Here is a 22,694-nt window from a genome sequence, read left to right on the forward strand (position 1 = left end):
AGATTCTCTTTAAAAATTAATGCTGTTATTTTCCTTTCGGAGCGCCTTTTGCAGCTTGTTGGGCAGCAGTGGCAGCATCGACAACTTTAACACCATTTTGGACATTCATAGCTCCATCAACAACGATTTTCTCACCGTCTTTGACACCCTCTTTGATGACGATTTTATCACCGGCTTTAATACCCAATTTTACCTGACGGATTTCAGCTTTGCTGCTATCGTTAACGGCATATAAATTGAACACACCCAATTGTTCGAAGACAGCTTTGTAAGGGACAACGATTTCTTCAGTTGCCGATGTGGTCGATACATTCATGGTGATATTCATGCCCGCTCTTAACGCATTGGCATTGTTGGGGAATGTAGCCCGTATTTTAATTGTTCCTGTCGCTGGGTCAACAGCACGGTCAATGGTCGTTATGCTTCCTTTACCTTCATAGGTACTTCCGTCCGGCAATAAAAGCGAAAGATCCGAAGAAGAATGGCTGCTTTGCATTTGAGCAAATTTGCTGATATCTTTTTCGTTGACCTGAAACTCAATGGCAATCGGGCTTGTTGAGGATAATGTATTCAATAGTGTAGTACCAGGATTGACCAAAGCACCTAAGCGTACTTGTGATATACCAATGGTTCCGGAGAATGGCGCACGAATCGTAGAACGGGACAGGTTGGTATTGGCTGTTACCAATGCCGCGCGCGCAGATTCTACCTGTGCTTGCGAAGCAGCAACATTTGATACGGCATTATCATAAACCTGTTTAGCGATCGCGTCTTTGTCAGCCAATACTTGATAACGGGCCAAATCTCTTTTTTGACGGTCGAGATCTGTTTGTGCGATTTGAAGGCTTGCTTTGGCCTGTTGTACCGCTGCATTATAACGTGTTCCGTCAATCTCATATAAGGCTTGACCTTTAGAGACCACAGCACCGTCTGAAACATATATTTTGGTAATATAACCGCTTACTTCTGCAAATAGGTCTGCTTCGTTCAACGGTTTGACTGTTGCTGGGTAACTTATGGTTCCCGTAACAGTCTCATGTGATGCTGCGCCAAAGGTAACAGGAACAACCTTCTCGGCCTGAGCCTGTGCTGCACCTTGCTTTTTTGCATCTTTATTTCCACAAGAGGTCCATACTAAAGCCGTCCCAAGGAAGAAAGCGAATAATAATTGTCTTTTATTCATGATTTGTATTAGTTTCCGTTTGAATTGATTAATTAGTTTGGATTGCCCCAACTGCTTTTTGAACATCCAATTTACTTGATAGCAATGCATAGAGCGCGCTCAGATAATTGAATTGCGTTATTTTGAGATCATTTTCAGCTGTCATTAAATCCAGGTATTTTGTGATTCCCTCATCGTATTGCAATTTGATTGTTTCATAAACCTCTTTGGACAATTCTACATTCTCTTTTGCCGTTTTCCAATCATTTAGATTGGCATTGTATGTGGCTTTTGATAAGGCATACTCCGTATTGATACTGTTTTCCAGATTCTTGATATCCCAGTCAATACGTTCCTCCTGCAACCTGGATTTATTGACTTGTTTTTTTCGTTTAAATCCGTCGAAAATAGAAAAAGAGAGATTCAAACCTGCGACAGAACCCGGAAAATTGTCGTTATAGAGTTTGCTAAATTTATCATTCCGATAATTGAATGCGTAGTTATAAAAGGCACTTACGCTAGGTAAATAGGTCCATTTAAAATATTGCGTATTCAATTGCTGAATTTTTTTCGATGTTTCCAATTGTTGGAATTCGATCCGATTGGAAACACTTACAGCAGCTGTGGTATCCAATAAAATTTCGGATTCCATGTTGCTATTACTGAATGATAAAGTAAGATTTTGGCCTTTATCCAATGCTAGCAGCTGTTTCAGATATTCATATTTATATTTTCGTAATTCGACGTTCCGTTTTTCGTCTGCGTTGGAATTGGCCAAAGCGATCTGTGCTCTTTTAAAATCCGTTTTGTCAACCACTCCGACATCATATTGCGATTTTGCGTCTTTCAGCTGCTTTTGGAGCCTAGCGATGTTTTCGCGGACAATTTTAATCATTTCCTCTGTGGTTAGGATGTCATAGTAAGCTTTGCTGACTTCCACAACCGCATTTATTTTTTTGCTTTCGGTGTTTTGTTTGTTGCTTAGGCGAACTAATGAGGCAGCCTTTTTTGCCTGTATCAATTCGGGATTCAACAATTGCTGATCGGCTTGTAGCGTCAATGCACTGGCATTATTCTGCCCCATTTTGATATTATTTCCACCGATATTGACCACGGGGACAATCACATTATAGTTATAGCTTCCTTTCAAACCTAATTGTGGGTACCAACCTGAAAGGGAGATATCGATATCCTTTTCACCGATGGCCTCATCCAATTGTGCCTGTTTTACAGAAATTTGATTGCGTAGTGCATAATCTATCAGCTGCTGAAGCGTCGCATTTGGCGGCAAGTTTTCAGATTGCTGTTGTGCAAATCCTGTATTACTCAACAGCGACAGTGTCGCTAAGGAGTAAACGATTTTATTAAACTTCATATATCTCATTAATTATTTTTATTTCTATTGACAGCACCATCCCAAATTATTTCCATTAACTCCTTCATATTCTGTTCGGAGAAGTGAAGATCTTTGAATTTGATGCTATGTACTGTGGACAAAGCCACACCGATATAACTTGCCACCAATAGGTGAACATTTACTTGTTTTAAAATTTTTTTGTCAATGCCTTCCTGCAAAAAGTCAAGTACCTTGTTTTGGCCACCGACAGGTTCCTGTATCTCAGCCTTATTCTTCTCGTAATAAGGTGAGGAAAAAAACTGTTCAAAAAAACTGAAGATTCGTCCGTTTTCTAAATAGAACTGAACAAAGTTGCGCCACACATGAAAAAAAGAAGCTTTATAATCAAAGTCTTCTTTTATCCCATCAAATATGTAATCGTTCAAGATTGACCGGCAATGTTTGAACAATGCAAAGATCAAATCATCTTTAGAGGGAAAATAGTGGTAGATAGTTCCTATCGCTACATCAGATTCCTGTGCGATCTTACTCATTGGTGTCCCATGGAAACCGTTTGTGTGTATCAGTTTAAGTGTGGCAGCAAAGACAGCTGCAATTTTTTCATTTGTCTGCATCAATCGAACGTTCATTCGGTTGCAAAATTAGTGATTAATTTGAATCCAAAATGTCAAATTATTGTTATAAATCAATAAATACAAAAACAAATTGGACCAATAATACAATAAGGAAAAAAGATTTAAATTGTTTTGGCTTTGGATGATTATTTTTTAGTCGGCAGGATTTAACGTGTCTCTCTGGCAGTAGGCCAAAAAAAAGAGGAACTTTTTACAAGTTCCTCTTTTTTTATTGACAATTTTTTAATTGTTTTTCCACTTCATTTAAGGGAAATATTTCCTTACCCTTATTGATCTTTGTATTGATATAGGTCAGTACATAAGCAATATCAACGGCGGAAAGATTTGAAGCTGGCATCGTGTTATTGAATTTTTTGCCTGCGATCTCGAGTTCCCCTGTTGCGCCATGTTTAACGATACAGGCAAGCTTTTGACGATTTGTTTCCAAAAATTTGGTATCTGTAAGCGGAGGGTAGAGGTTTCCCAATCCTTCTCCTTTTTCGCCATGGCAATTCTGACAATGTGCTATATACACTTTTTGACCATTTACGCTGTATTGTGCTGTCCGGATATCAATTTCGCTTTGACAGCCGATCACAGCCGATATTAGGCAACCGATAATAAAACAGGTCGTTAAGAGGGTACGCATATTAGTTTTTAGCTTCGTTCAATAGCTTTGGTAAGTCCTCCATTAGTTTTTTTACCTGCTCATCATTAGTACCATCATAAGCGCCACGGATGCGTTTATCCTTGTCAATCAAGACAAGGTAACCTTGGTGATCATAACCTCCGGGGGCATTCTTATCCTCAGCTGTATAAACCAGGTATTGGTTGGCTATACCATAAATATCTGCCTTTGTACCTGAAACAAATTGCCAATGGTCATTGCTTACGCCTAGTTTATTTGCGTAATCTTTCAACACGTAAGGCTGGTCATATTTAAAATCTATGCTATGGGACAAAAAGCGAATAGCATCATTGTCCTTATATTGTGTATAGATTTTGAGCAAATTACGGTTCATTGTTGGGCAGATGCTTGGACAATGTGTAAAAAAGAAGTTTGCGATATATACTTTTCCCTCGAAATCCTTCTCTGAGATCATCACACTATCCTGGTTCAAAAATTTAAATGCCGGTATGGTATGATAAACTGTATCTATCACTTGTTTTCCGTCAACTGTTTTTTCGACGGCTTCCCGTTCACCATAAATTGGTAAGTTGGACTGGCTCGTGTTTTTGCAAGAAAATAAACCAAGCAATAGGCCCGTAGCACAACAAAGTTTAAATATAGATTTCATCTGTTTTTATTCTTTCATTATTAATTTGCCCTACTGGGCTTTTCTATCCTGTTATAGGGTCGTATTGAGCAGGGCTGTTCACCTAGAAGTTCTTTAATTTCTCCTGGCTTTCCTTGGAGACAGCATCAAATATTTTCTTCATGTCGGATACTTTTTGCAATTCGACTTCAAAATATTTGATATCGGTACTGTCAGGCTTATATGCTTTCATCCAGTCCATCATATGGTCTGTTGCACTTTCCAGATTGGCTTTCAATATACCAAGGTCTTTTTTTGTTGCTGTGGTGTCTAAGTCCGCCTTAGCAGCTTTCAGTGTTTTTAGATTATTCAAGATAGAGTCTATTTTGACTGCATCGCGGTCAAAATGAGCGATCTGAGGCATGATTTCATCATGGATTTTGATTGTTGAATCTTGTAAAACCTTTACATTGTTTGTGCCAGTGGTTCCACATGCCGCTATTGCCAAGGATGCGATAGCCATGAAAGCGATTTTGTTCATGTTTCTATTTTTTTGGTAATTGGACAAAGATATCAATTTCTTATTGCTCGACCTTTCGATTTCTATCCGGGAATGTAAAATTCAAGTCACGAATGTAGGTTTCACAATGTACTACAGCACATAAGTCATCATTTTTATCCTTGATTTCCAGACTCAGGTTTTTGACAATTTTGCCTTTCGTGCGAATGGTTTGGCTACATTCGTCCAGTAGTTCATCCGAAAGTTGAACAGAATAGCCCACACTTGTTTTGCCGGGTTTTTTAAAATCAATCCGAGATGACTTGAGCCAGGCTACAGTCTTTCTAAACCCTGTTTTTTGAAGGTATTGATCGATTAGGATTGGAAATATAGGGTCTGCAGCAGCGAAAATTGTTCCACCAAACAAGGTTTTATTGGTGTTGATATTGAACGGAGTCTTGTAAATTTTCACTTCGGCTCCTTTAAAGCCAGGACTGATTTTTTTTACCCAGATTCCCTGAAATAAAAAAGGAGGGTAAAAACGCAATAGCCATGTTAATGCACGCGGACTGTATCTCATGATACAAAAATAGAACAATGTACCGGATTATTTTCCGAAATCTTGGTTTTCTTATTTCACTATGGTATTTTTACGGCATCAAAGAACCTAAAATGTCAACATTAAAAGATAAACAGACTGAAAGCAAGAAGGTATGGCTATTGGTAACGATCGCATCGTTGGGGTATTTTGTCGATATCTATGACCTCATTATTTTTTCTATTGTCCGCATTCAATCCTTTACGGATATCGGAGTACCGATAGAACAGATGCGGGTAAAAGGAGAGTTTGTCCTTAATATGCAGATGGGCGGCCTGTTGCTGGGTGGAATTATCTGGGGAATTATCGGTGATAAATACGGGCGTTTAAAAGTGTTGTTTGGTTCCATTCTACTATATTCCTTAGCGAATATTGCAAATGGTTTTGTAGGGGATGTGTGGCAGTATGGAATTATCCGCTTTATAGCCGGGATTGGATTGGCTGGGGAACTGGGAGCGGGGATCACCTTGGTTTCGGAAAGCATGCATAAGTCAAAGCGCGGTTATGGAACGATGCTGGTTGCCAGTGTCGGGGTGTTGGGCGCTATTTTAGCCTACTTTGTTTCGGAGGAATTTAATTGGCGTACCGCTTATTTTGTTGGTGGTGGAATGGGTTTATTGTTGTTGCTATTGCGTGTTGGTTCTTTTGAATCTGGTCTATTTAAGGAACAGGATAAAAAGGATGTTCCCAAAGGTGATTTTAGGATGCTCTTTACCGATAAAGGCCGATTGAAACGTTATATCAATTGTCTCTGTATAGGCTTGCCAATCTGGTTTGTGGTGGGGGTGCTGGTCACGCAGGCTCCAGAAATAGGAAAAGCACTTGGGGCATCCGAAACCCTGAGCGCGGGTAAAGGAGTGATGTTTGCTTATATCGGAATTTCCATTGGTGATGTGTTGGCAGGTGTGTTTGCACAGATTCTAAAATCCCGGAAAAAGGTGGTTTTTATCTGCCAGTTGATTATTATCGGTAGTTCGCTATGGTATCTTTTGAGTACTGGAATTACAGCCAATAAATTTCTGGTTTTGGCTTTTATCATGGGGTTAGGAGTAGGGTATTGGGCAACATTTGTGACTATTTCGGCAGAGCAATTCGGGACCAACCTGCGGGCTACTGTGGCTACCACAGCGCCTAATTTTGTCAGAGGTGCCTTGATACCGTCAACAATGATCTATGGACTTTTGGTGGATTCTTTTGGTATTGTCACCGCGGCAATTACGATGGTCTTGCTTCTTTCTGGTATTGCCATGTATTCACTGACACAGCTTGAAGAAAGCTTTGATAAGGACCTGAACTATCTAGAGGAGTAAACTCAGATATATCACAACAGACAGCCTATACTAGCAGCCTATTTTTTTCGGCCGGGGCACTTTTTGCAACGTTTTCCTTCTTTATATTTTTTACAGCATTTTTTGAAACAAACACAGGAAAAATCAGAAAAAGGATTCATTGCGGCACTTCTAAATTGAAATGGGCTTGCTTTGCCCTCGCCCTCACACTGTTCCACAAAGGATTCAATAACTTCGTTCATAAGGCAAAGTTACAATTTGTTTAAAATAATTCTAAATAAAAATGTTGTTTTTACATTTTTTTGATTAGGTTCTCAATTACTTTCGGGAAATGCTGGTGTTCCAATTGCTGTCCTTTGAACTTAATGATATCCAGGGTATCACCGGCGTCTACCTTAAATTTTGCTTGATAAATAATCTCGCCCTCATCAAAGTGCTCATTGGCAAAATGAATGGTAATGCCATGTTCTTCCTCTTTGTTGGCCAAAACAGCTTTATGTACATGGTCGCCATACATGCCCTTGCCGCCATATTTGGGGAGGAGAGCAGGGTGGATGTTGATGATCTGATTTGGATAGGCTTTTAAAAGATTGTTTGGAACAAGCCATAGGAAACCTGCCAGGACGATCAGATCGATATTTAAATTTTTAAGGATATTAACGACATTGTCCGTGTTGTAAAATTCATTGCGATCAAATATATGTGCTGGAATTTCAAAATTGTCAGCGCGCTGAATAACATAAGCATCAGGGTTGTTGGACAGGATCAGCGCAACCTCAACTTCATCTGAGTATTTGAAATGTTCCATTATTTTTTGAGCATTGGACCCTGAACCTGAAGCAAAAATGGCAATTCGTTTTTTCACGATTAATGAGTATTAATAGATTTGATCGATTTAAAAATTAGTCCAAACTTACGCATTTTTTGTAAAAAAACTAAAATATTGACGAATAGAACCGCATTTTTAGCTATTATTGATTAAAATTAATTGAATATTCATTGTCAGTTTAAAATTCTTTAACATGAAGTTACTCTGCTCCCTATTTTTTGCATGTGCATTTTTTCTTTTTCAACCCTTATTTGCGCAGGCTCCAAAAACAATTCCGGCATTTACGTTTGATGAGGTCTATCAGTCGGGCAAGTTCCATTCGGACAAATTGCCGAAGACAGGTTATATCGTTTTGGATTTCTATGATCCAGGTTGTGGTCATTGTCAGAAAATGGGAGCGGGCATCGCACAGAATTTGCAAAAGCTAAAAAACGTTAGTTTTTATTTTATCTCGATGAATGACAAACCTTACGTGGATGGGTTTATTAATATGCATGCCAAAGCGCTGAAAGGTGCTGCTAATGTAAAATTTTTGTTCGACTCCGGTACACAGTTTATTGAAAAATTTAGCCCCAGTAATTATCCTTCACTGTATGTTTATGATGCTAAGACGAAAGCCTTAGTGCAGCATCTTGATGGGGAGGACGATGTGAAGAAATTGCTGAAAGCAGTAGGGGTTTCGAATTAGAAGATAGTTTACCTGTAAAATACCTGTTTATAACATAAGAGCCCCGCTAATGGAGTGGGGCTCTTATGATTATTCATAAACTATCAATCTTCCTGTTTATTGATAAAGACGAATTTTCCATCAAACACATCCAGTCTGATAATCGAATCACGACTGACTTTGCCGGATAAGATTTCTTTCGACAACTCATTCAGAATACGTTTCTGAATGACACGTTTCAATGGTCTGGCGCCATAGATCGGATCGTATCCGAGTTGTGCCAACCAATCCATTGCTTCGTCTGAGGCTGTGATAAAGATGTTTTGTTCGGCCAGTTGTTTTTGGACATGTGTAAATTGAAGTCGCACAATATCACCGATCTCATCTCTACTCAATGGCGTAAACATAATTACTTCATCAATACGGTTCAGGAACTCTGGACGGATCGACTGTTTAAGCAGATCAAATACCTCCGTCCGCGTTTTTGCAATGATCTCCTCTTTGTTGTCATCATCCAAATGACTGAAATTCTCTTGGATGATATGCGATCCTGTATTAGAGGTCATGATAATGATCGTATTCTTAAAGTTGACCGTACGACCTTTGTTGTCCGTCAGGTGACCATCATCCAATACCTGCAACAAGATGTTAAATACATCCGGATGTGCTTTTTCGATTTCATCCAGTAATACGACCGAGTAAGGGTGTCTGCGTACGGCTTCTGTGAGCTGACCGCCTTCATCATAACCGACATATCCCGGAGGCGCACCGATCAAACGAGACACGGCATGTCTTTCCTGATATTCGGACATGTCGATACGGACCATAGACTGTTCATCATCGAATAGAAATTCAGCCAGGGCTTTTGCGAGTTCGGTTTTTCCGACCCCGGTTGTACCCAGGAAGATGAATGAACCTATCGGGCGTTTTGCATCATTCAGTCCTGCTCTGGAACGACGGATTGCATCAGAGATCGCTTCAATGGCTTCATCTTGACCTGCGACCCGTTTGTGAAGTTCCTCTTCCAGATTCAGCAGCTTTTCACGTTCAGACTGAATCATTTTGCTGACAGGTATTCCAGTCCATTTAGCAACGACATCAGCAATATCTTCAGAAGTTACCTCTTCCTTGAGCATGCGTTTGCTTTCCTGTTTTTCAGCCAGTTCAGCTTTCAGTTTCTCCACTTTTTCCTGTGCTTCTTTGATCCGTCCGTAACGTAATTCGGCCACTTTGCCATAATCACCTGAGCGTTCGGCCTGTTCGGCTTCAAGTTTATAGTTTTCAATGTTTTCAATTTCTTGATTTACATTGTCCACCAGGCTTTTTTCTTCTTGCCATGAAGCTCTTAGGGTATCGCGTTCAGCGGATAAGTTGGCAATGCTTTCAGAAAGTTCCTGCACCTTTTTATCGTCATTCTCACGTTTCAATGCTTCGCGTTCGATTTCCAATTGCATGATACGGCGCTCTAATTCGTCCACGGCTTCTGGTACAGAGTCCATTTCCAGGCGTAATTTGGAGGCAGCCTCGTCAATTAAGTCAATTGCTTTATCCGGTAGAAAACGGTCGGCGATATAACGTTGCGATAATTCTACCGCTGCGATGATAGACTCATCTAGGATACGTACTTTATGATGTGTTTCATAACGTTCTTTGAGTCCCCGCAGGATGGAAATGGCATCCTGTGTATCTGGTTCTTCGACCATTACCTTTTGAAATCTACGCTCTAGCGCCTTGTCTTTTTCAAAATACTTTTGGTATTCATTGAGTGTGGTCGCTCCAATGGCACGTAGTTCACCTCTGGCTAAGGCAGGTTTTAGGATATTTGCGGCATCCATAGCCCCTTCACCACCACCAGCACCAACCAAAGTATGGATCTCATCGATGAAGAGGATGATCTCACCATTGGAATCCGTTACTTCTTTGACAACGGCCTTTAAGCGTTCCTCAAATTCCCCCTTGTATTTAGCTCCCGCAACGAGGGCTCCCATATCCAATGAAAATACAATCTTGGACTTTAGGTTTTCCGGCGCATCACCTTTGATAATCCGATAGGCGATTCCCTCGGCAATAGCGGTCTTACCAACCCCCGGTTCACCAACGAGTATGGGGTTGTTTTTGGTGCGTCGTGAAAGAATCTGCATGACACGTCGGATCTCCTCGTCCCGACCGATGACCGGGTCTAGTTTGCCGGATTCGGCGTATTCATTTAAGTTACGGGCATATTTTCCAAGTGCGTTGTAAGTTGCCTCTGCATTTTGATCGGTCACGCGACTATTGCCCCGCAATTCTTTAATGGCAGTTTTGAGATCTTTTTCCGTTACCCCTTGTGATTTCAGTAGGGTTGAGGTTTTGTCTGAAGTGGCCAATATACCCAGTAGTACATGCTCGACCGAGACAAATTCATCGTTAAATTCTTTGAGATATCCTTGTGCTTTTTGTAAAGCATTGTTTGCATCACTGCTGAGATAGATGTTACTTCCGCTTACTTTGGGGAAGCTCTCGATTTGCTTATCAAGCTCAGCGCCAAGGTAAGGGATGTTGACGTTCAATTTCTTTAAGAGGTGACTGACAACATTTTCATCTACAGTAAGTAATGCTTTTAATATATGTGCTGTCTCGATGGCCTGTTGCTGATTTCCAGCGGCTATCTCCGACGCTTTTTGTATAGCCTCTTGGGCTTTGATTGTGTAATTGTTAAAGTTCATTCTGTATCGCTTAATTAAAATTTTGTTGATATGTAGGGGTATAACAATTGAAATGCCATTCGGGTTTTATGTGTTAATTCGGAAAAAATGACATTAATATTTATTGATTCATGACAAATTTTCAGTATTAAAAAATAATGCTGTTGATTTTTAAATATTTGGCATCAAAGCGGGTAAAAATTATAGCGGGGGACTTGCATTTTTGATTTAGGCTTTCGATATTTGCAGCATCTTAAAACGGAGGTCGTTTTAAGATTGAAAAGAAGTAAAAAGCCTCTTTAGCTCAGCTGGTAGAGCAACTGACTTGTAATCAGTAGGTCATTGGTTCGATTCCGATAAGAGGCTCTTCGAGTGTTACTCATCAAACTTCTTTAAAAAGCCTCTTTAGCTCAGCTGGTAGAGCAACTGACTTGTAATCAGTAGGTCATTGGTTCGATTCCGATAAGAGGCTCTTTGAGCGATACTCATTAAAATTCATTTAGAAGGCCTCTTTAGCTCAGCTGGTAGAGCAACTGACTTGTAATCAGTAGGTCATTGGTTCGATTCCGATAAGAGGCTCAAAAAAATCCCCAAGAATTTCTTGGGGATTTTTTTTGTTTTTAGTCTAAGCTGAGCTTGGCGGCTATCGCTATTTTCTTCGGTATATCGGTGTTGTCCATTTTTTGGTTGAACTGCTCTGCGCCTGCACCAATGGCATAAACGGGCGCGTAAGCTGCTGAATGGTTGTTGGAAGCCCAGGCAATTGAGCCCATACGGTTTAGTATGGCAATGCTTAAAGCCGCGATTTTGTCATCACTGGCGTACAAACTTTTTGCTGTTTCATTCTGGTGGTCAACGAAGCTACGTTGGTAAGCTCCCTGTAGTGATTTGTCGTCATCCGCATTGACTTTTACCTGGTTATACAGGCCTGTATGCGTGGAAAGCAGATTTTTTAGGTCATCCCAAGTTGCATTTGCTTTGTTTTTGCGCAGATTACCGATTTCATTTGAAAGCTCGGCATGCGATAATTTTTGATTAGCCAGTAATTTTGTCTTTAAAGTAGAGCTACCGTTGCCGATACCCAATCCACCGGTTTCATGGTCAGCAGTCACCACAATAAGTGTTTCTTTGGGGTGTTTCTTGTAGAATTCATACACAAGCTCTGCTGCCGAATTAAAGTCTAATACTTCCTGGATGGTGGTAGCAGCGTCGTTTGCATGGCAGGCCCAGTCTATTTTTCCACCTTCAACCATCAAAAAGAATCCATTTTTATTGTTTTGTTCCAACGATTGGATGGCAGCAGCGGTAATATCCGCTAGCTTGAGGTCAGATGGTTTTTGATCTATGGCGTATTTTAGCGCATCTGTTGCAGTTCCGTCTGTATTCATAAGGATAATTTTGTCAGACTTGCGGGGATGTTGCGTATAGGCCTCTTTTCCCTTTAAAACTTTGTATCCTGCTTTTTCAAACAAAGGGAAAAGGGAAGGAGCTGGCTGTTTATCAAAGGTTGTTTCGGGTTTTAGGAAATTGGATCCACCAAAGAAGTCAAAATTGGAGCTGATAATTTCTTTGCCAATTTCGTAATACATATCACGGTCAGGCTGATGGGCATAAAACGAAGCAGGTGTAGCATGGTCTATACTCACAGTGGTGATGATACCGACTTTCTTTCCTTTTTCCTTGGCTGCATAAGCGATACTTTTGTGTGGCACTGTTCCGGTACTGTCCATTCCGATAACACCGTTTTTCGTTTTTTTACCGACGGCAAGAGCTGTACCACCAGCGCCAGAATCGGTAACACCATTGGATTGGGAGTGCGTGGAAGCAAATCCAACATGGGGAAACTGGGTAAAGACCAAAGGTACTGTACTGTTTTTTTGCTGGAGTTCGGCACGGTGTATTTCGGTCAGATTGACTTGATTAAGTCCCATTCCGTCACCGATGAGGTAAAAGATATATTTTGCTTCTTGGCTAAAAGCCGGAAATACATAAATAAAAGCAAAGAGAAAAAGGAATAAAACGCGTTTTTTCATTAGTGTGATAGATAAAATAAATGACAGCAAATTAATAAGCCCGGATTAGCTTATTGTTAATTCATTGTTATGAATACTTTTTACATTACCCTTGGTTCACCTTGTCTGATAGCTGTTTGATATCTTCCACTGAGATGATATTGATGCGTTCTTTGCGGGCGTGAATGGACTTTATCATTGCTTGGGCAACCAGGGCAACAGGTAGCGCTTCATAGCTCTTAAAAAGGCCGATACGGTTAAAAGCGCGCAATGCGCTTATGCCGATTTTTTCACCTAAACGATCTGTATTGGGACGGATCAAGCCGCCGGGCTGTACAATAATAAGTTTACCAAAATCTAGTGCTTTCACATGTTGCTCCAGACTCCCTTTCATCCGATTGTAGAAAATCTTCGATTCAGCATCTGCGTTGACCGCCGAAAGTAATACAAAACAGGGGATTTCATTTTTCTTGGCCAGCGCTGCGAATTGCAGGTTGAGGTCATGATCTACCTTCCATTGCGCTTCTTTACTACCTGCATCTTTGACTGTGGTGCCCAGACAGGAAAAAGCAACATCGCCGTGAATTTCCTGTTCAAACTCTTGGAGTTTACTGAAGTCTACAACGATCTGCCGTAATTTGGGTTGCTCATCAAAGCTCTTGCGCCGTAAGAGGACGACGACTTCGGTAAAATCCGTAGATTTTAATAGTTCATGAACAAGTACTCTTCCAGTGGCACCGGAACCACCAATTAAAACTGCTCTCATGTTGTTGATTTTTTTGTTTTACATCAAATGAACGACAGGCTATCCCTGTCAATCGGGACAGCAATACTGCTGTTGATAAACAATAGTTTTACAGCAGAATCCCTAATCTTTGTAATTTGGTTTTCCGGGTGTAAAACGTACGATGGATTGATCCAGTCTCAGGGCGTCTGCTACAGTAATCAGATCTTCTTCCACAATAAAATTTTGATCGATAGAGGTTTTTATTGTCGTAAAATCTTCCTGATCGGCGTCCTGAAAATACAATAGCGATTGGATGGTTGATACTGCTACGAGTTCGAGTAGTTCGTCTTCACCTTCATAGCCAACATAGAAAAAATCTGCCATAATTATACAATTTGGTTTTATACGAATATACTTTATTTAATCCTAAAACTGCCTAATTCGAACTGAAAACTTGTCACCGATATGTTGTTTTTTAATAAAGTATCATATTTAAATTTTCTTGTATAGAGACTTATTTCCCTCACAAAAATGCCTTATATTTGAGGTAATCGTTTTAAATAAATATTAACAATAAGATCATATAAAGATGGATAAAGAGCAGATACAAAATTGGTTGGATAATGGGTATGATATACTGCACCATGGCAGGCCGGTTAAAGTTGAAGGCAATCTGTGGGATTATATTGATGGGTTGGGAAGCTATGAAAATGTGTTTGTATTACGGGAACTGATTTATTGGACAGAGGAGGAGCTGGCAAATATCGGGAAACAATAACAAGGTCTTGAATCCAAGATTGCTGTCTGAGATCCAAGACCAGTTGAGCTTGCTATTGTTGTTAAAGGATAATATTGCGTTTAAATGCACATCCTAATTCGATGAGAGAATCTGTCTTTGCGATGCCCGGAATGTTGTCAATTTTTTCATAAAGCAACTGACGCATATGTTCATGGTTTCTGGCGATAATCTTTACGTATAAAGTGTAGTTTCCAGTGATGTAATAACATTCCGTAACTTCAGGGATCTTTTTCAGCTCGGCAATGATACGACTTGAATCATGATCTTTTTCCAGACTGAGCCCCGTAAAAGCCCCCCAATCATAACCTAATCTTTTTTCATCTAATACGGGTTTTATACCTGTTAATATCCCTTGCTCCATGAGACGATTGATACGTTGATGGATCATGGTATTGGATACGCCTAATGCTGTTGCAATAGCGGAGTACGCCATTCGGCCATCCGCATCTAGGTATTTTAAAATTTGAAGGTCAAATTCATCTATTCCGTTCATTGTTATGTAGGTTTAAAAGTTAATTTTAATATTTTAACGCTAAAATAGCGTTAAATTCTATTATTTTATCTTAAAAATAGTAAAAATTGTATATTTGTTATTATTTGAAATAAAATCCAAATTATGAGTATTGTATCTAAACAAGGAAACGGCGCGGCATTTATTGCCAAGGAAGAAAAATATGGAGCACACAACTATCACCCTTTACCGGTTGTGTTGGAGCGGGCAGAAGGTGTCATGGTATGGGATGTTGATGGTAAGTCTTATTTTGATTTCCTGTCGGCATATTCAGCAGTCAATCAGGGGCATTGTCACCCGCGTATTATTGCTGCGTTGACAGATCAAGCTCAGAAGTTGACTTTGACTTCACGTGCTTTCTATAACAATAAGCTGGGAGATTTTGAGGAAATGATCTGTAAGCTGTTCGTATTTGATAAAGCTTTGGTTATGAACTCGGGTGTAGAGGCTGTTGAAACAGCGATGAAGCTCTGTCGTAAATGGGCATATCAAGTCAAAGGTATTGCTCAAAATCAAGCTAAAATAGTTTTTGCCAAAGATAATTTTCATGGACGTACCATTTCGGTGATATCTGCTTCAAACGATACGACTGCAACCAACGATTTCGGTCCTTTCGTGGAAGGAATAGCATTGGTGCCCTACAATGATATCGAGGCATTGGAAGCCTTGTTTAAACAGGATAAAAATATTGCCGGATTTATTGTTGAGCCAATTCAGGGTGAAGCGGGAATTGTGGTTCCGGATGCAGATTATTTGAAACGTGTACGCCAGTTGTGTACAACCTATAATGTACTCTTTATTGCGGATGAAATCCAGACAGGTATAGCAAGAACCGGAAGTATGTTGGCTTCCTATGCCATTGATGATGTGGATAGTGCGAGTAAACCGGATGTATTGATATTGGGTAAGGCCCTATCTGGAGGTGTATTGCCCGTCTCAGCGGTATTGGCAGATGATGCTATTATGTTGTGTATCAAACCGGGTGAGCATGGTTCTACCTACGGTGGTAATCCGCTGGCCTGTGCGGTAGCGATGGAAGCGCTTCAGGTTGTGCTGGATGAAGATCTGATCAACAATGCCCGTCAAATGGGGGATCGGTTTTTGGAGGGTTTACGAAAAATTGCGGCCAAATCGGATATGATTACCGAAGTCAGGGGCAAAGGACTATTGACAGCTATTGTGATCAATGCCAGCGAAGAGAGTGATCTAGCCTGGAATATTTGCCTAGAATTTAAGGAAAATGGTCTTTTGGCAAAACCTACTCATGGCAACAAGATCCGTTTGGCGCCACCATTGGTGATTACGGAAAGTCAAATCGACAGCTGCCTGGAGATAATCGAACGATCGTTGACTAATGCGACTGCACGATGAAGAAAATGATTGAATTGATCAAAAACAGATCTGATATTGGTGCGGGTACCCGAGGTTCTGACCTTGGTATAGATGCTATTGAGATTGCGGCGATCAACAAAGGAAGTCAGTATTTTATCAATTATCCCTTTGTGGATGTGCCTACACGAAATAGTTCCATTTACCAAAATGATAACCATCCTTTCGGTAAACATATCCAACAGATCTATGAGCAGTGTAAGCAGGTGGCCTCTACAGTGGAAGATAGTCTGTCGGCGGGTAATTTCCCTTTGGTATTTTCGGGTGACCATTCTTCGGCAATGGGGACAATAAGCGGTATCAAGTCGGCTTATCCTGATAAAAAATTGGGTGTGATTTGGGTTGACGCCCATGCGGATATTCATTCACCCTATACAACACCTTCTGGCAATATGCATGGCATGCCCTTGGCGGCCATGTTGAACGAAGATAACCTGTCCTGTAAAATTAATGAAATTGATCAATCAACGCAGGAATTCTGGAATAAGCTGAAGCGTATTGCTGGTCCGGCAGAAAAGATACAACCAGCGAGTTTAATCTATTTTGGAGTCAGAGATACCGAGGAACCTGAAGATCTATTGATTGCGCATTTGGGGATCAAAAATTACCGTGTCGAAGAAATTCGCCAACGTGGAATTGAAGACTGTGTGGCTGAAGCACTGCTCGGTTTGCAGGATTGCGATATGATTTATATCTCTTTTGACGTGGATAGCATGGATAGCGAATTGATTTCAGATGGTACCGGAACGCCTGTTCCCAAGGGCTTTATGCCAAAGGAAATCGTCCTGATATTGGAAGAAATTATACGATCTGAAAAGGTAAGCTGTCTGGAAATCGTTGAGGTAAACCCTTTGTTGGACAATAAAGGGAATAAGATGGCGGAAGTTGCTTTTGATATTTTAGAACGCATAACACCGCTGATCGAACTCAAATCTGGTGATTGATAGCTAATATGATTTCCTTTTATATTGCTTTTGGCTTAGATCGGCTTCTCTGTAAGGATTAGTGATATTTAACTAAGATTGAGCAAAAGGTCATGTAGTGCGCTTGTATTAATATTTAATAAATCAATAAATACGAAGGGGTATCTGACAGGAAGATCGGATACCCCTTATTTTTTACTGTTTCTGGATGTCGTCCCTTATAGGGTCTTTTTCAATAGTTCAGCCCTAAGTTATTTGCTTTTATCTTGTTAGGTCGTTTTTTCGTATATGATAGGAACTTTGGTGCAGGCAAGCTGCGTCCAACAAGGCCTGTTGGAGGTTAATTGTTTAGTGTTTTATTGCCGTTATACCAAAGAAACAGCAATAAAACACCAAAGAAACACCAAAGAAACACCAAAGAAACACCAAAGAAACACCAAAGAAATAGCAAAGAAATAGCAAAGCAGTCCCAAGCCAGGTCCCTAGAAGGTACGAAGAAGTCTCGAAGAACAGGCCTAGAAACGGTAAAGAACAACCCATAAATAACCAAAGAAACAGCAATGAAACACCAAAGAAATAGCAATAAGCAAGCAAAGAAAAGAAGCACTTTCGTATAAAATATCCTGCCAATAGGACAGCAGACATATATTAAGTTTAATCTGATTTAATATTCTCTTAACATGCTAACGCTTAAATTTACGCGGCGACTATTTACGGCAAAAATGAGAATTTCTTACAATATTATATTTTCGACCTTCTTTCTGGTACAGCTTTTTTTCTCACAGTTGACTACGGCACAAGCTGATTCATTTAAAGAGATTCGGGTATTAAGCCAAAATTATCCAGATTCGGCGATTACCTTAGTGAAAAAACGTTATGCGAAAGCCATAAACGACCGTGATCTACTGCTACAGGGAAATTGCCTGCAGACAATAGGTTGGTTATGCGTGAATCAAGGGCATTATGCCCAGGCGCAGGACTATTACTTCCAGGCAGATCGCATCTACACCCAGCTCAACGCGAAACAGGCACTGGGATCCAACTGGAGTGATATCGGTGAACTCAATATCTTCAACAAGCAACATCAGTTGGCCAAGGAATACTTTAACAAGGCGCTACACACATTCAAAAGCGAAAATGACCGAAATGGTGAGGCTTCTGTCCTGGGAAATATGGGGCATCTTTTTGAAAAGGAGGGACATTATGATTCGGCTTTTGTCTATCAAAAACAGGCCTTGGTGATCTACCGTGAGCAGACAAATCGTAATGGGGAAGCTAAGATTCATGAAAACTTGGGCAGTATCTATGAAGATCTTGGGAAATATGATAGTGCTTATTTGCATTTTGAAAAGGCGAGGAATTTATATCAGGAAACACAGGATAACTATGGAAGGATTGTGGTGATCAATAATATGGGTGATATCTTTCGAAAAACCAATAAATATCCCGAAAGTATTCAGCTGACCCAACTCGCTTTTCGCCTAGCGGAGAATCTTGGAGATGTCTATCAGATGGCATCAACGACAAAAGATCTCAGTAAGACATATGCTTTAAGCGGACAAATGGACAGTGCTTATTTCTATGCAGAACGGAGCCGAAAACTCGTGCTGGAGCTTTATAGTGTGGATGGGGCGCGGCACACAGCATTTTTCCAGGCACTGTATGATATGAATCAAAAGGCGGAGGAAATAGAAAAACTACAGACAAACAAACGGATCAATTCGATCTTGTTGCTCGGTACGATTGTGGTATTGATCTTATTGAGTGTATTATCCTATGTTCTTTATAGCCGGCAGAAAATAAGGATCAAAACTCAGATCGCTGAATCACGGAAACAGGAAGCGGAGCGTGAACTGGCGGAAATAGCACTCAAAAATCAGCTGTTGGAAGATAAGCAGCTCAAGCAGGAGCTAACGCTGAAGGAAAAGGAACTCACATCCCATACGCTCAACCTCATCCGCAGTAACCAATTTCTGGAAGAACTTCGCGACGAATTGAAAGCGCTAGTCAAAGACGATCGACGGGATCAAAAGAAACCTATGCAACGGTTGGTACAACAGATCAGTGAACATATTACGCAAGGCATCCATTGGAAAGAGTTTATGGGGACATTTGAACGCGTACATCATAGTTTTTTTGAAAAACTGATCAAGCTATTTCCTGATCTGACCGCAGCCGACATGCGCCTGATCGCATTGCTGAAAATCAATCTCAATAATACAGATATCGCGATCCTGTTGGGGATATCACAGGATAGTCTTCGTGTGGCCAGACATCGGTTAAGGAAAAAACTAAAACTGGAACAGGGTGAGGATCTCGCCGGGTATCTGCTTAGTATTTCATAATTTCTTAACATAAGGATAACTGAAGGTTAACGGCGCTTATTTTGCTTGTAATTGTCTTTATTTCAGTTGTTTATTTGTTGTTGATTCCCTCTGGTTGATCCCCTGTTTCAGCTTGTTTCTTTCTTGTAACGCCAAAGATTTTGTGAATCTGTTGCAGGCTATCATATTTGCAGCAACAATCAGAGATTCATAATAATCTATTAAAAATGAAAAACGTTTTAACGGTATTGCTTGCCTCCAGTATTTCGATCAGCGCCGCTTATGCAACCAAGATCAAGGGGAAAGTCCTGGATGGACAAACAGGGGAAGCCATAGTCGGTGCGACCGTGTTCCTTGAACAAAGGGGTTTGTCAACCAAGACACAATTGGATGGTTCATTTGAATTCAAAGGACTATCCGCAGGTACAGATAAAGTCCATATTCGGCATGTGGCCTATACTGAATTGATTAAAGAAATTGAGATTAAAAAAGAGAATACACCTCATTTTACTTTTCAGCTAGCCTCGAGTGAACAAACTTTAATGGAGGTAACTGTCAAAGGAAAGCGAAATGGCGGCGATGATGATCCAAGCGCCCGTCGACTAGAAAAGAATGCCTCACAGATCATGAACGTCGTATCAGCTCGGGCAATTGAGATCTCTCCAGATATTACAGTGGCAAATGTTGTGCAACGTGTTTCGGGTGTTTCCATCGAACGGAATTCGAATGGTGAAGGGCAGTATGCTATTTTAAGGGGCATGGACAAACGCTATAACACGACTTTGGTCAATGGCGTGAAAGTCCCCAGTCCTGACAACAAATATCGCTATGTGCCCCTGGATCTATTCCCATCGGATATGTTGGAGCGATTGGAAATCTACAAATCCCTGACGCCAAATATGGAGGCTGATGCCATTGGTGGTGTCGTGAATATGGTCATGAAATCTGCTCCAAGCAAATTATTGTTTCAGGCTAACCTGGCTACAGGATACAGCCAACGGTATTTTAATCGGGATTTTGGTAGTTTTTCCACCAGCGGGGTTTCGTCAAAATCTCCTTATGAACTTCATGGGAAAAATTATAATGCTACTTCTGCTGATTTTGATAAGGGAACGTTGGACTATACGTATAAAAAACCATCCCCAGATCTTATCGGTAACCTAACGATTGGCAATCGCTATTTAGATGATAAGTTGGGGGTCATACTAGGGGCAAGTTATCAAAACCTTCATCGCGGCAGTCGTTCTATTTTCTACAAATCGTCTGTCGTTGATATCAATCCCAATGCGGTCATTACCGAACAGAGTGACCGACAATATGATGAACAGCAACAACGCTTGGGACTGCATAACAAAATTGATTATCGAATCAACCCAAACCATCGACTGAGTTTTTACCAGATGTATGTGAACTTGAACAATCTCCAATTACGAGATGCGGTCAATACGATTTACAATGGACAGTACGATCCAAGTAACGGTAAGTCCGAGTTGACCTATGTGACCCGGAGCAGGAAGACACAACAACAGATCTACACTGGTAATCTCCAAGGCGACCATCATTTTTTGGATAATCGTTTGAATTTTCGCTGGTCGGGTGTCTTGTCTTCGGCGCGCAATGAGTTGCCGCAGAATACGACAATTAGCTTAGATGGAGTGGAGGAGAACTTTGAACGTAGACGGACTTCTCTCGTAAACAAGTCGCCAGTGACTTACCGTTGGGAACGTAATACCGATGAGGATCGAGCCGGCTATTGGGACCTCGCTTATAAAGTGCCGATGGCAGAAAACAAACTGGAGATTTCCACGGGTGGTTTATATCGTGACAAACAAAGGAGCAGTTTCTATAATAATTATAACCTTTCTCCAATCTCTGATGAGGCGAAGTATAAGTATGGGGTTGATTTTCAGAAGTACACGGATCTTCAATTGACAGTCAGTAATGCTACTGGTGCTGTGGCTAATGCATTGACCTACGATGCTGATGAAAAAACGACTGCGGTTTACGGGATGTTCAACTATGAGAATGACAAGCTGCAAATGATCGGAGGTATACGTATGGAGCATACGAACCAGGGGTATAAATTATTATTCCCTGCTGGAGAAAAGAGACCTGAGGGATCTCAGGTCTATACCGAATGGTTGCCGAGTTTAACGATTAAATATCATTTGGACAAAAAGCAACAACTTCATGCAGCTTACTATCGGGCATTAAACCGCCCTGGTTTTTACGAAATTGTTCCATCTAGTGTTGTCAATGAGGAATTTATGGAGCGAGGGAATCCAGATTTGAAACACGCGTTGGCCGATAATTTTGATTTACGTTACGAATTATTCCCAGAAGCGTCATCACAATTTCTTGTGGGTATGTTTTATAAAAAGATTAAAAACCCCATCGAGTACACTTTTCAGCCTGATGAGGTACGCAGGCAGGACGTATACTATACACCTGGAAATTTTGGAACTGCTAAAAACTTCGGCTTAGAGGTTGATTATATCAAGTATATCCAAAAATTTGGTGTTAAGGCGAATTATACATATACGCATTCGAGCATCACCACGACTAAAATGACCCGTAAGACGAACGAGGTTACGCAGGATCCCGATCCTATCTTTTTGGATCAAACTCGCCCTCTTTATGGGCAAGCAGCACATATAGCTAATTTATCCTTGTTATACAAAGATGCTAACAGAGGTTGGGAAGGACAATTGGCTGGATCTTATACCGGATCCCGGATCAATACCGTTTCCCAGTTTTTGAATAATGATTTATGGCAAAAGGGATTTATTCAACTTGATGCTTCTGTGGAAAAGAAATTCCGTGCAGGATGGGCAATTTTCGCCAAAGCCAATAATATCTTAAATACACCTATGGAACTATATGTGAAGGGGACAAATCCTGAGAATGATAAGATTATGGAAAAGCTCGTGCAGGGTGGTAATACGCTTATTCGAAAGGATTTATATGGCCAAAATTATATCCTAGGTCTACGCTATAATCTGAATAAATAGGTTTGTGAAGCATTTAGCATATTATAATTAAATAAATCGAGCA

20 protein-coding genes and 3 tRNA genes are annotated in these 22,694 nt (G+C 40.6%); 10 read left to right on the top strand and 13 right to left on the bottom strand.

The genetic code is table 11. The annotated features are described in order from the left end of the window. Positions 1-25: 25 nt before the first annotated feature. The 7 genes from ABFX33_RS13110 to ABFX33_RS13140 form a co-directional block, all read right to left on the bottom strand. Positions 26-1,183, bottom strand: a complete 1,158-nt coding sequence (locus ABFX33_RS13110) for an efflux RND transporter periplasmic adaptor subunit (RefSeq protein WP_346086385.1) — start codon at positions 1,181-1,183, stop codon at positions 26-28. A 28-nt stretch (positions 1,184-1,211) separates the two neighbouring features. Continuing rightward, a complete protein-coding gene (locus ABFX33_RS13115) occupies positions 1,212-2,537 on the bottom strand; it encodes a TolC family protein (RefSeq protein ID WP_346086386.1) in 1,326 nt (441 codons plus the stop codon). An 8-nt stretch (positions 2,538-2,545) separates the two neighbouring features. Then, on the bottom strand, positions 2,546-3,133 hold the full coding sequence (locus tag ABFX33_RS13120; RefSeq protein WP_346086387.1) for a TetR/AcrR family transcriptional regulator: 588 nt from the start codon (positions 3,131-3,133) through the stop codon (positions 2,546-2,548). A 229-nt stretch (positions 3,134-3,362) separates the two neighbouring features. Next, positions 3,363-3,782: a c-type cytochrome gene (locus tag ABFX33_RS13125; protein WP_346086388.1), complete on the bottom strand. Its 420-nt coding sequence runs from the start codon at positions 3,780-3,782 to the stop codon at positions 3,363-3,365. 1 nt (position 3,783) lies between these two features. Next, positions 3,784-4,431 (bottom strand): SCO family protein, encoded by a 648-nt coding sequence (locus ABFX33_RS13130; protein WP_346086389.1) that lies wholly within the window; start codon positions 4,429-4,431, stop codon positions 3,784-3,786. 82 nt (positions 4,432-4,513) lie between these two features. Continuing rightward, complete coding sequence (locus ABFX33_RS13135) at positions 4,514-4,930, bottom strand: transposase (protein ID WP_346086390.1); 417 nt, start codon at positions 4,928-4,930, stop codon at positions 4,514-4,516. A 40-nt stretch (positions 4,931-4,970) separates the two neighbouring features. After that, positions 4,971-5,468 (bottom strand): DUF4442 domain-containing protein, encoded by a 498-nt coding sequence (locus tag ABFX33_RS13140; protein WP_346086391.1) that lies wholly within the window; start codon positions 5,466-5,468, stop codon positions 4,971-4,973. 92 nt (positions 5,469-5,560) lie between these two features. Between ABFX33_RS13140 and ABFX33_RS13145 the strand changes: the two genes are divergently transcribed. Beyond that, a complete protein-coding gene (locus ABFX33_RS13145; protein ID WP_346086392.1) occupies positions 5,561-6,796 on the top strand; it encodes an MFS transporter in 1,236 nt (411 codons plus the stop codon). A 271-nt stretch (positions 6,797-7,067) separates the two neighbouring features. On the opposite strand, the gene purN is transcribed toward ABFX33_RS13145, so the two are convergent. Then, complete coding sequence (gene purN / locus ABFX33_RS13150) at positions 7,068-7,640, bottom strand: phosphoribosylglycinamide formyltransferase (RefSeq protein WP_120257940.1); 573 nt, start codon at positions 7,638-7,640, stop codon at positions 7,068-7,070. A 157-nt stretch (positions 7,641-7,797) separates the two neighbouring features. On the opposite strand from purN, the gene ABFX33_RS13155 reads away from it, so the two are divergent. Beyond that, a complete protein-coding gene (locus tag ABFX33_RS13155; protein ID WP_346086393.1) occupies positions 7,798-8,292 on the top strand; it encodes a TlpA family protein disulfide reductase in 495 nt (164 codons plus the stop codon). 83 nt (positions 8,293-8,375) lie between these two features. Here ABFX33_RS13155 and clpB read toward each other — a convergent pair whose 3' ends face one another. Beyond that, entirely contained in the window at positions 8,376-10,976 is a 2,601-nt protein-coding gene (gene clpB, locus ABFX33_RS13160) for an ATP-dependent chaperone ClpB (RefSeq protein WP_346086394.1), read from the bottom strand. 272 nt (positions 10,977-11,248) lie between these two features. Between clpB and ABFX33_RS13165 the strand changes: the two genes are divergently transcribed. The 3 genes from ABFX33_RS13165 (at position 11,249) to ABFX33_RS13175 (ending at position 11,534) form a co-directional block, all read left to right on the top strand. Then, positions 11,249-11,321: transfer RNA gene (locus ABFX33_RS13165), tRNA-Thr, on the top strand. A gap of 33 nt (positions 11,322-11,354) precedes the next feature. Further along, a tRNA-Thr gene (locus ABFX33_RS13170) sits at positions 11,355-11,427 on the top strand. 34 nt (positions 11,428-11,461) lie between these two features. Then, positions 11,462-11,534 (top strand) — tRNA-Thr (locus ABFX33_RS13175). A gap of 41 nt (positions 11,535-11,575) precedes the next feature. Here ABFX33_RS13175 and ABFX33_RS13180 read toward each other — a convergent pair. The 3 genes from ABFX33_RS13180 to ABFX33_RS13190 form a co-directional block, all read right to left on the bottom strand. Beyond that, positions 11,576-12,988, bottom strand: a complete 1,413-nt coding sequence (locus tag ABFX33_RS13180; protein WP_346086395.1) for an alkaline phosphatase — start codon at positions 12,986-12,988, stop codon at positions 11,576-11,578. Between the two features lie 85 nt (positions 12,989-13,073). After that, positions 13,074-13,733: an NAD(P)H-binding protein gene (locus ABFX33_RS13185; protein ID WP_346086396.1), complete on the bottom strand. Its 660-nt coding sequence runs from the start codon at positions 13,731-13,733 to the stop codon at positions 13,074-13,076. A gap of 102 nt (positions 13,734-13,835) precedes the next feature. Continuing rightward, positions 13,836-14,078 carry a hypothetical protein gene (locus ABFX33_RS13190; protein WP_120257935.1) on the bottom strand — a complete coding sequence of 81 codons (243 nt, stop codon included), beginning with the start codon at positions 14,076-14,078 and terminating at the stop codon, positions 13,836-13,838. Positions 14,079-14,283: 205 nt separating this feature from the next. Between ABFX33_RS13190 and ABFX33_RS13195 the strand changes: the two genes are divergently transcribed. Then, a complete protein-coding gene (locus ABFX33_RS13195; protein WP_120257934.1) occupies positions 14,284-14,472 on the top strand; it encodes a hypothetical protein in 189 nt (62 codons plus the stop codon). 61 nt (positions 14,473-14,533) lie between these two features. Here ABFX33_RS13195 and ABFX33_RS13200 read toward each other — a convergent pair whose 3' ends face one another. Next, positions 14,534-14,986, bottom strand: coding sequence for an Lrp/AsnC family transcriptional regulator (locus ABFX33_RS13200; RefSeq protein ID WP_346086397.1), 453 nt, complete (start codon positions 14,984-14,986; stop codon positions 14,534-14,536). 123 nt (positions 14,987-15,109) lie between these two features. Here ABFX33_RS13200 and rocD point away from each other — a divergent pair, with 123 nt between their 5' ends. The 4 genes from rocD to ABFX33_RS13220 all read left to right on the top strand — a co-directional run bounded on the left by rocD (position 15,110) and on the right by ABFX33_RS13220 (position 22,651). Further along, complete coding sequence (rocD, locus tag ABFX33_RS13205) at positions 15,110-16,375, top strand: ornithine--oxo-acid transaminase (RefSeq protein ID WP_257090075.1); 1,266 nt, start codon at positions 15,110-15,112, stop codon at positions 16,373-16,375. Next, a complete protein-coding gene (gene rocF, locus ABFX33_RS13210; protein ID WP_257090076.1) occupies positions 16,372-17,337 on the top strand; it encodes an arginase in 966 nt (321 codons plus the stop codon). Before rocD ends, rocF begins: the two co-directional genes overlap by 4 nt. A gap of 659 nt (positions 17,338-17,996) precedes the next feature. Beyond that, the gene (locus ABFX33_RS13215; protein WP_346086398.1) at positions 17,997-19,661 is read left to right on the top strand and encodes a tetratricopeptide repeat protein; all 1,665 of its coding nucleotides are present in this window, start codon (positions 17,997-17,999) and stop codon (positions 19,659-19,661) included. Positions 19,662-19,867: 206 nt separating this feature from the next. Further along, the gene (locus ABFX33_RS13220; protein WP_346086399.1) at positions 19,868-22,651 is read left to right on the top strand and encodes a TonB-dependent receptor; all 2,784 of its coding nucleotides are present in this window, start codon (positions 19,868-19,870) and stop codon (positions 22,649-22,651) included. The last annotated feature ends 43 nt before the right edge of the window (positions 22,652-22,694 follow it).

This window comes from Sphingobacterium ginsenosidimutans (assembly GCF_039536865.1).
Classification (GTDB): Bacteria; Bacteroidota; Bacteroidia; order Sphingobacteriales; family Sphingobacteriaceae; genus Sphingobacterium; species Sphingobacterium detergens.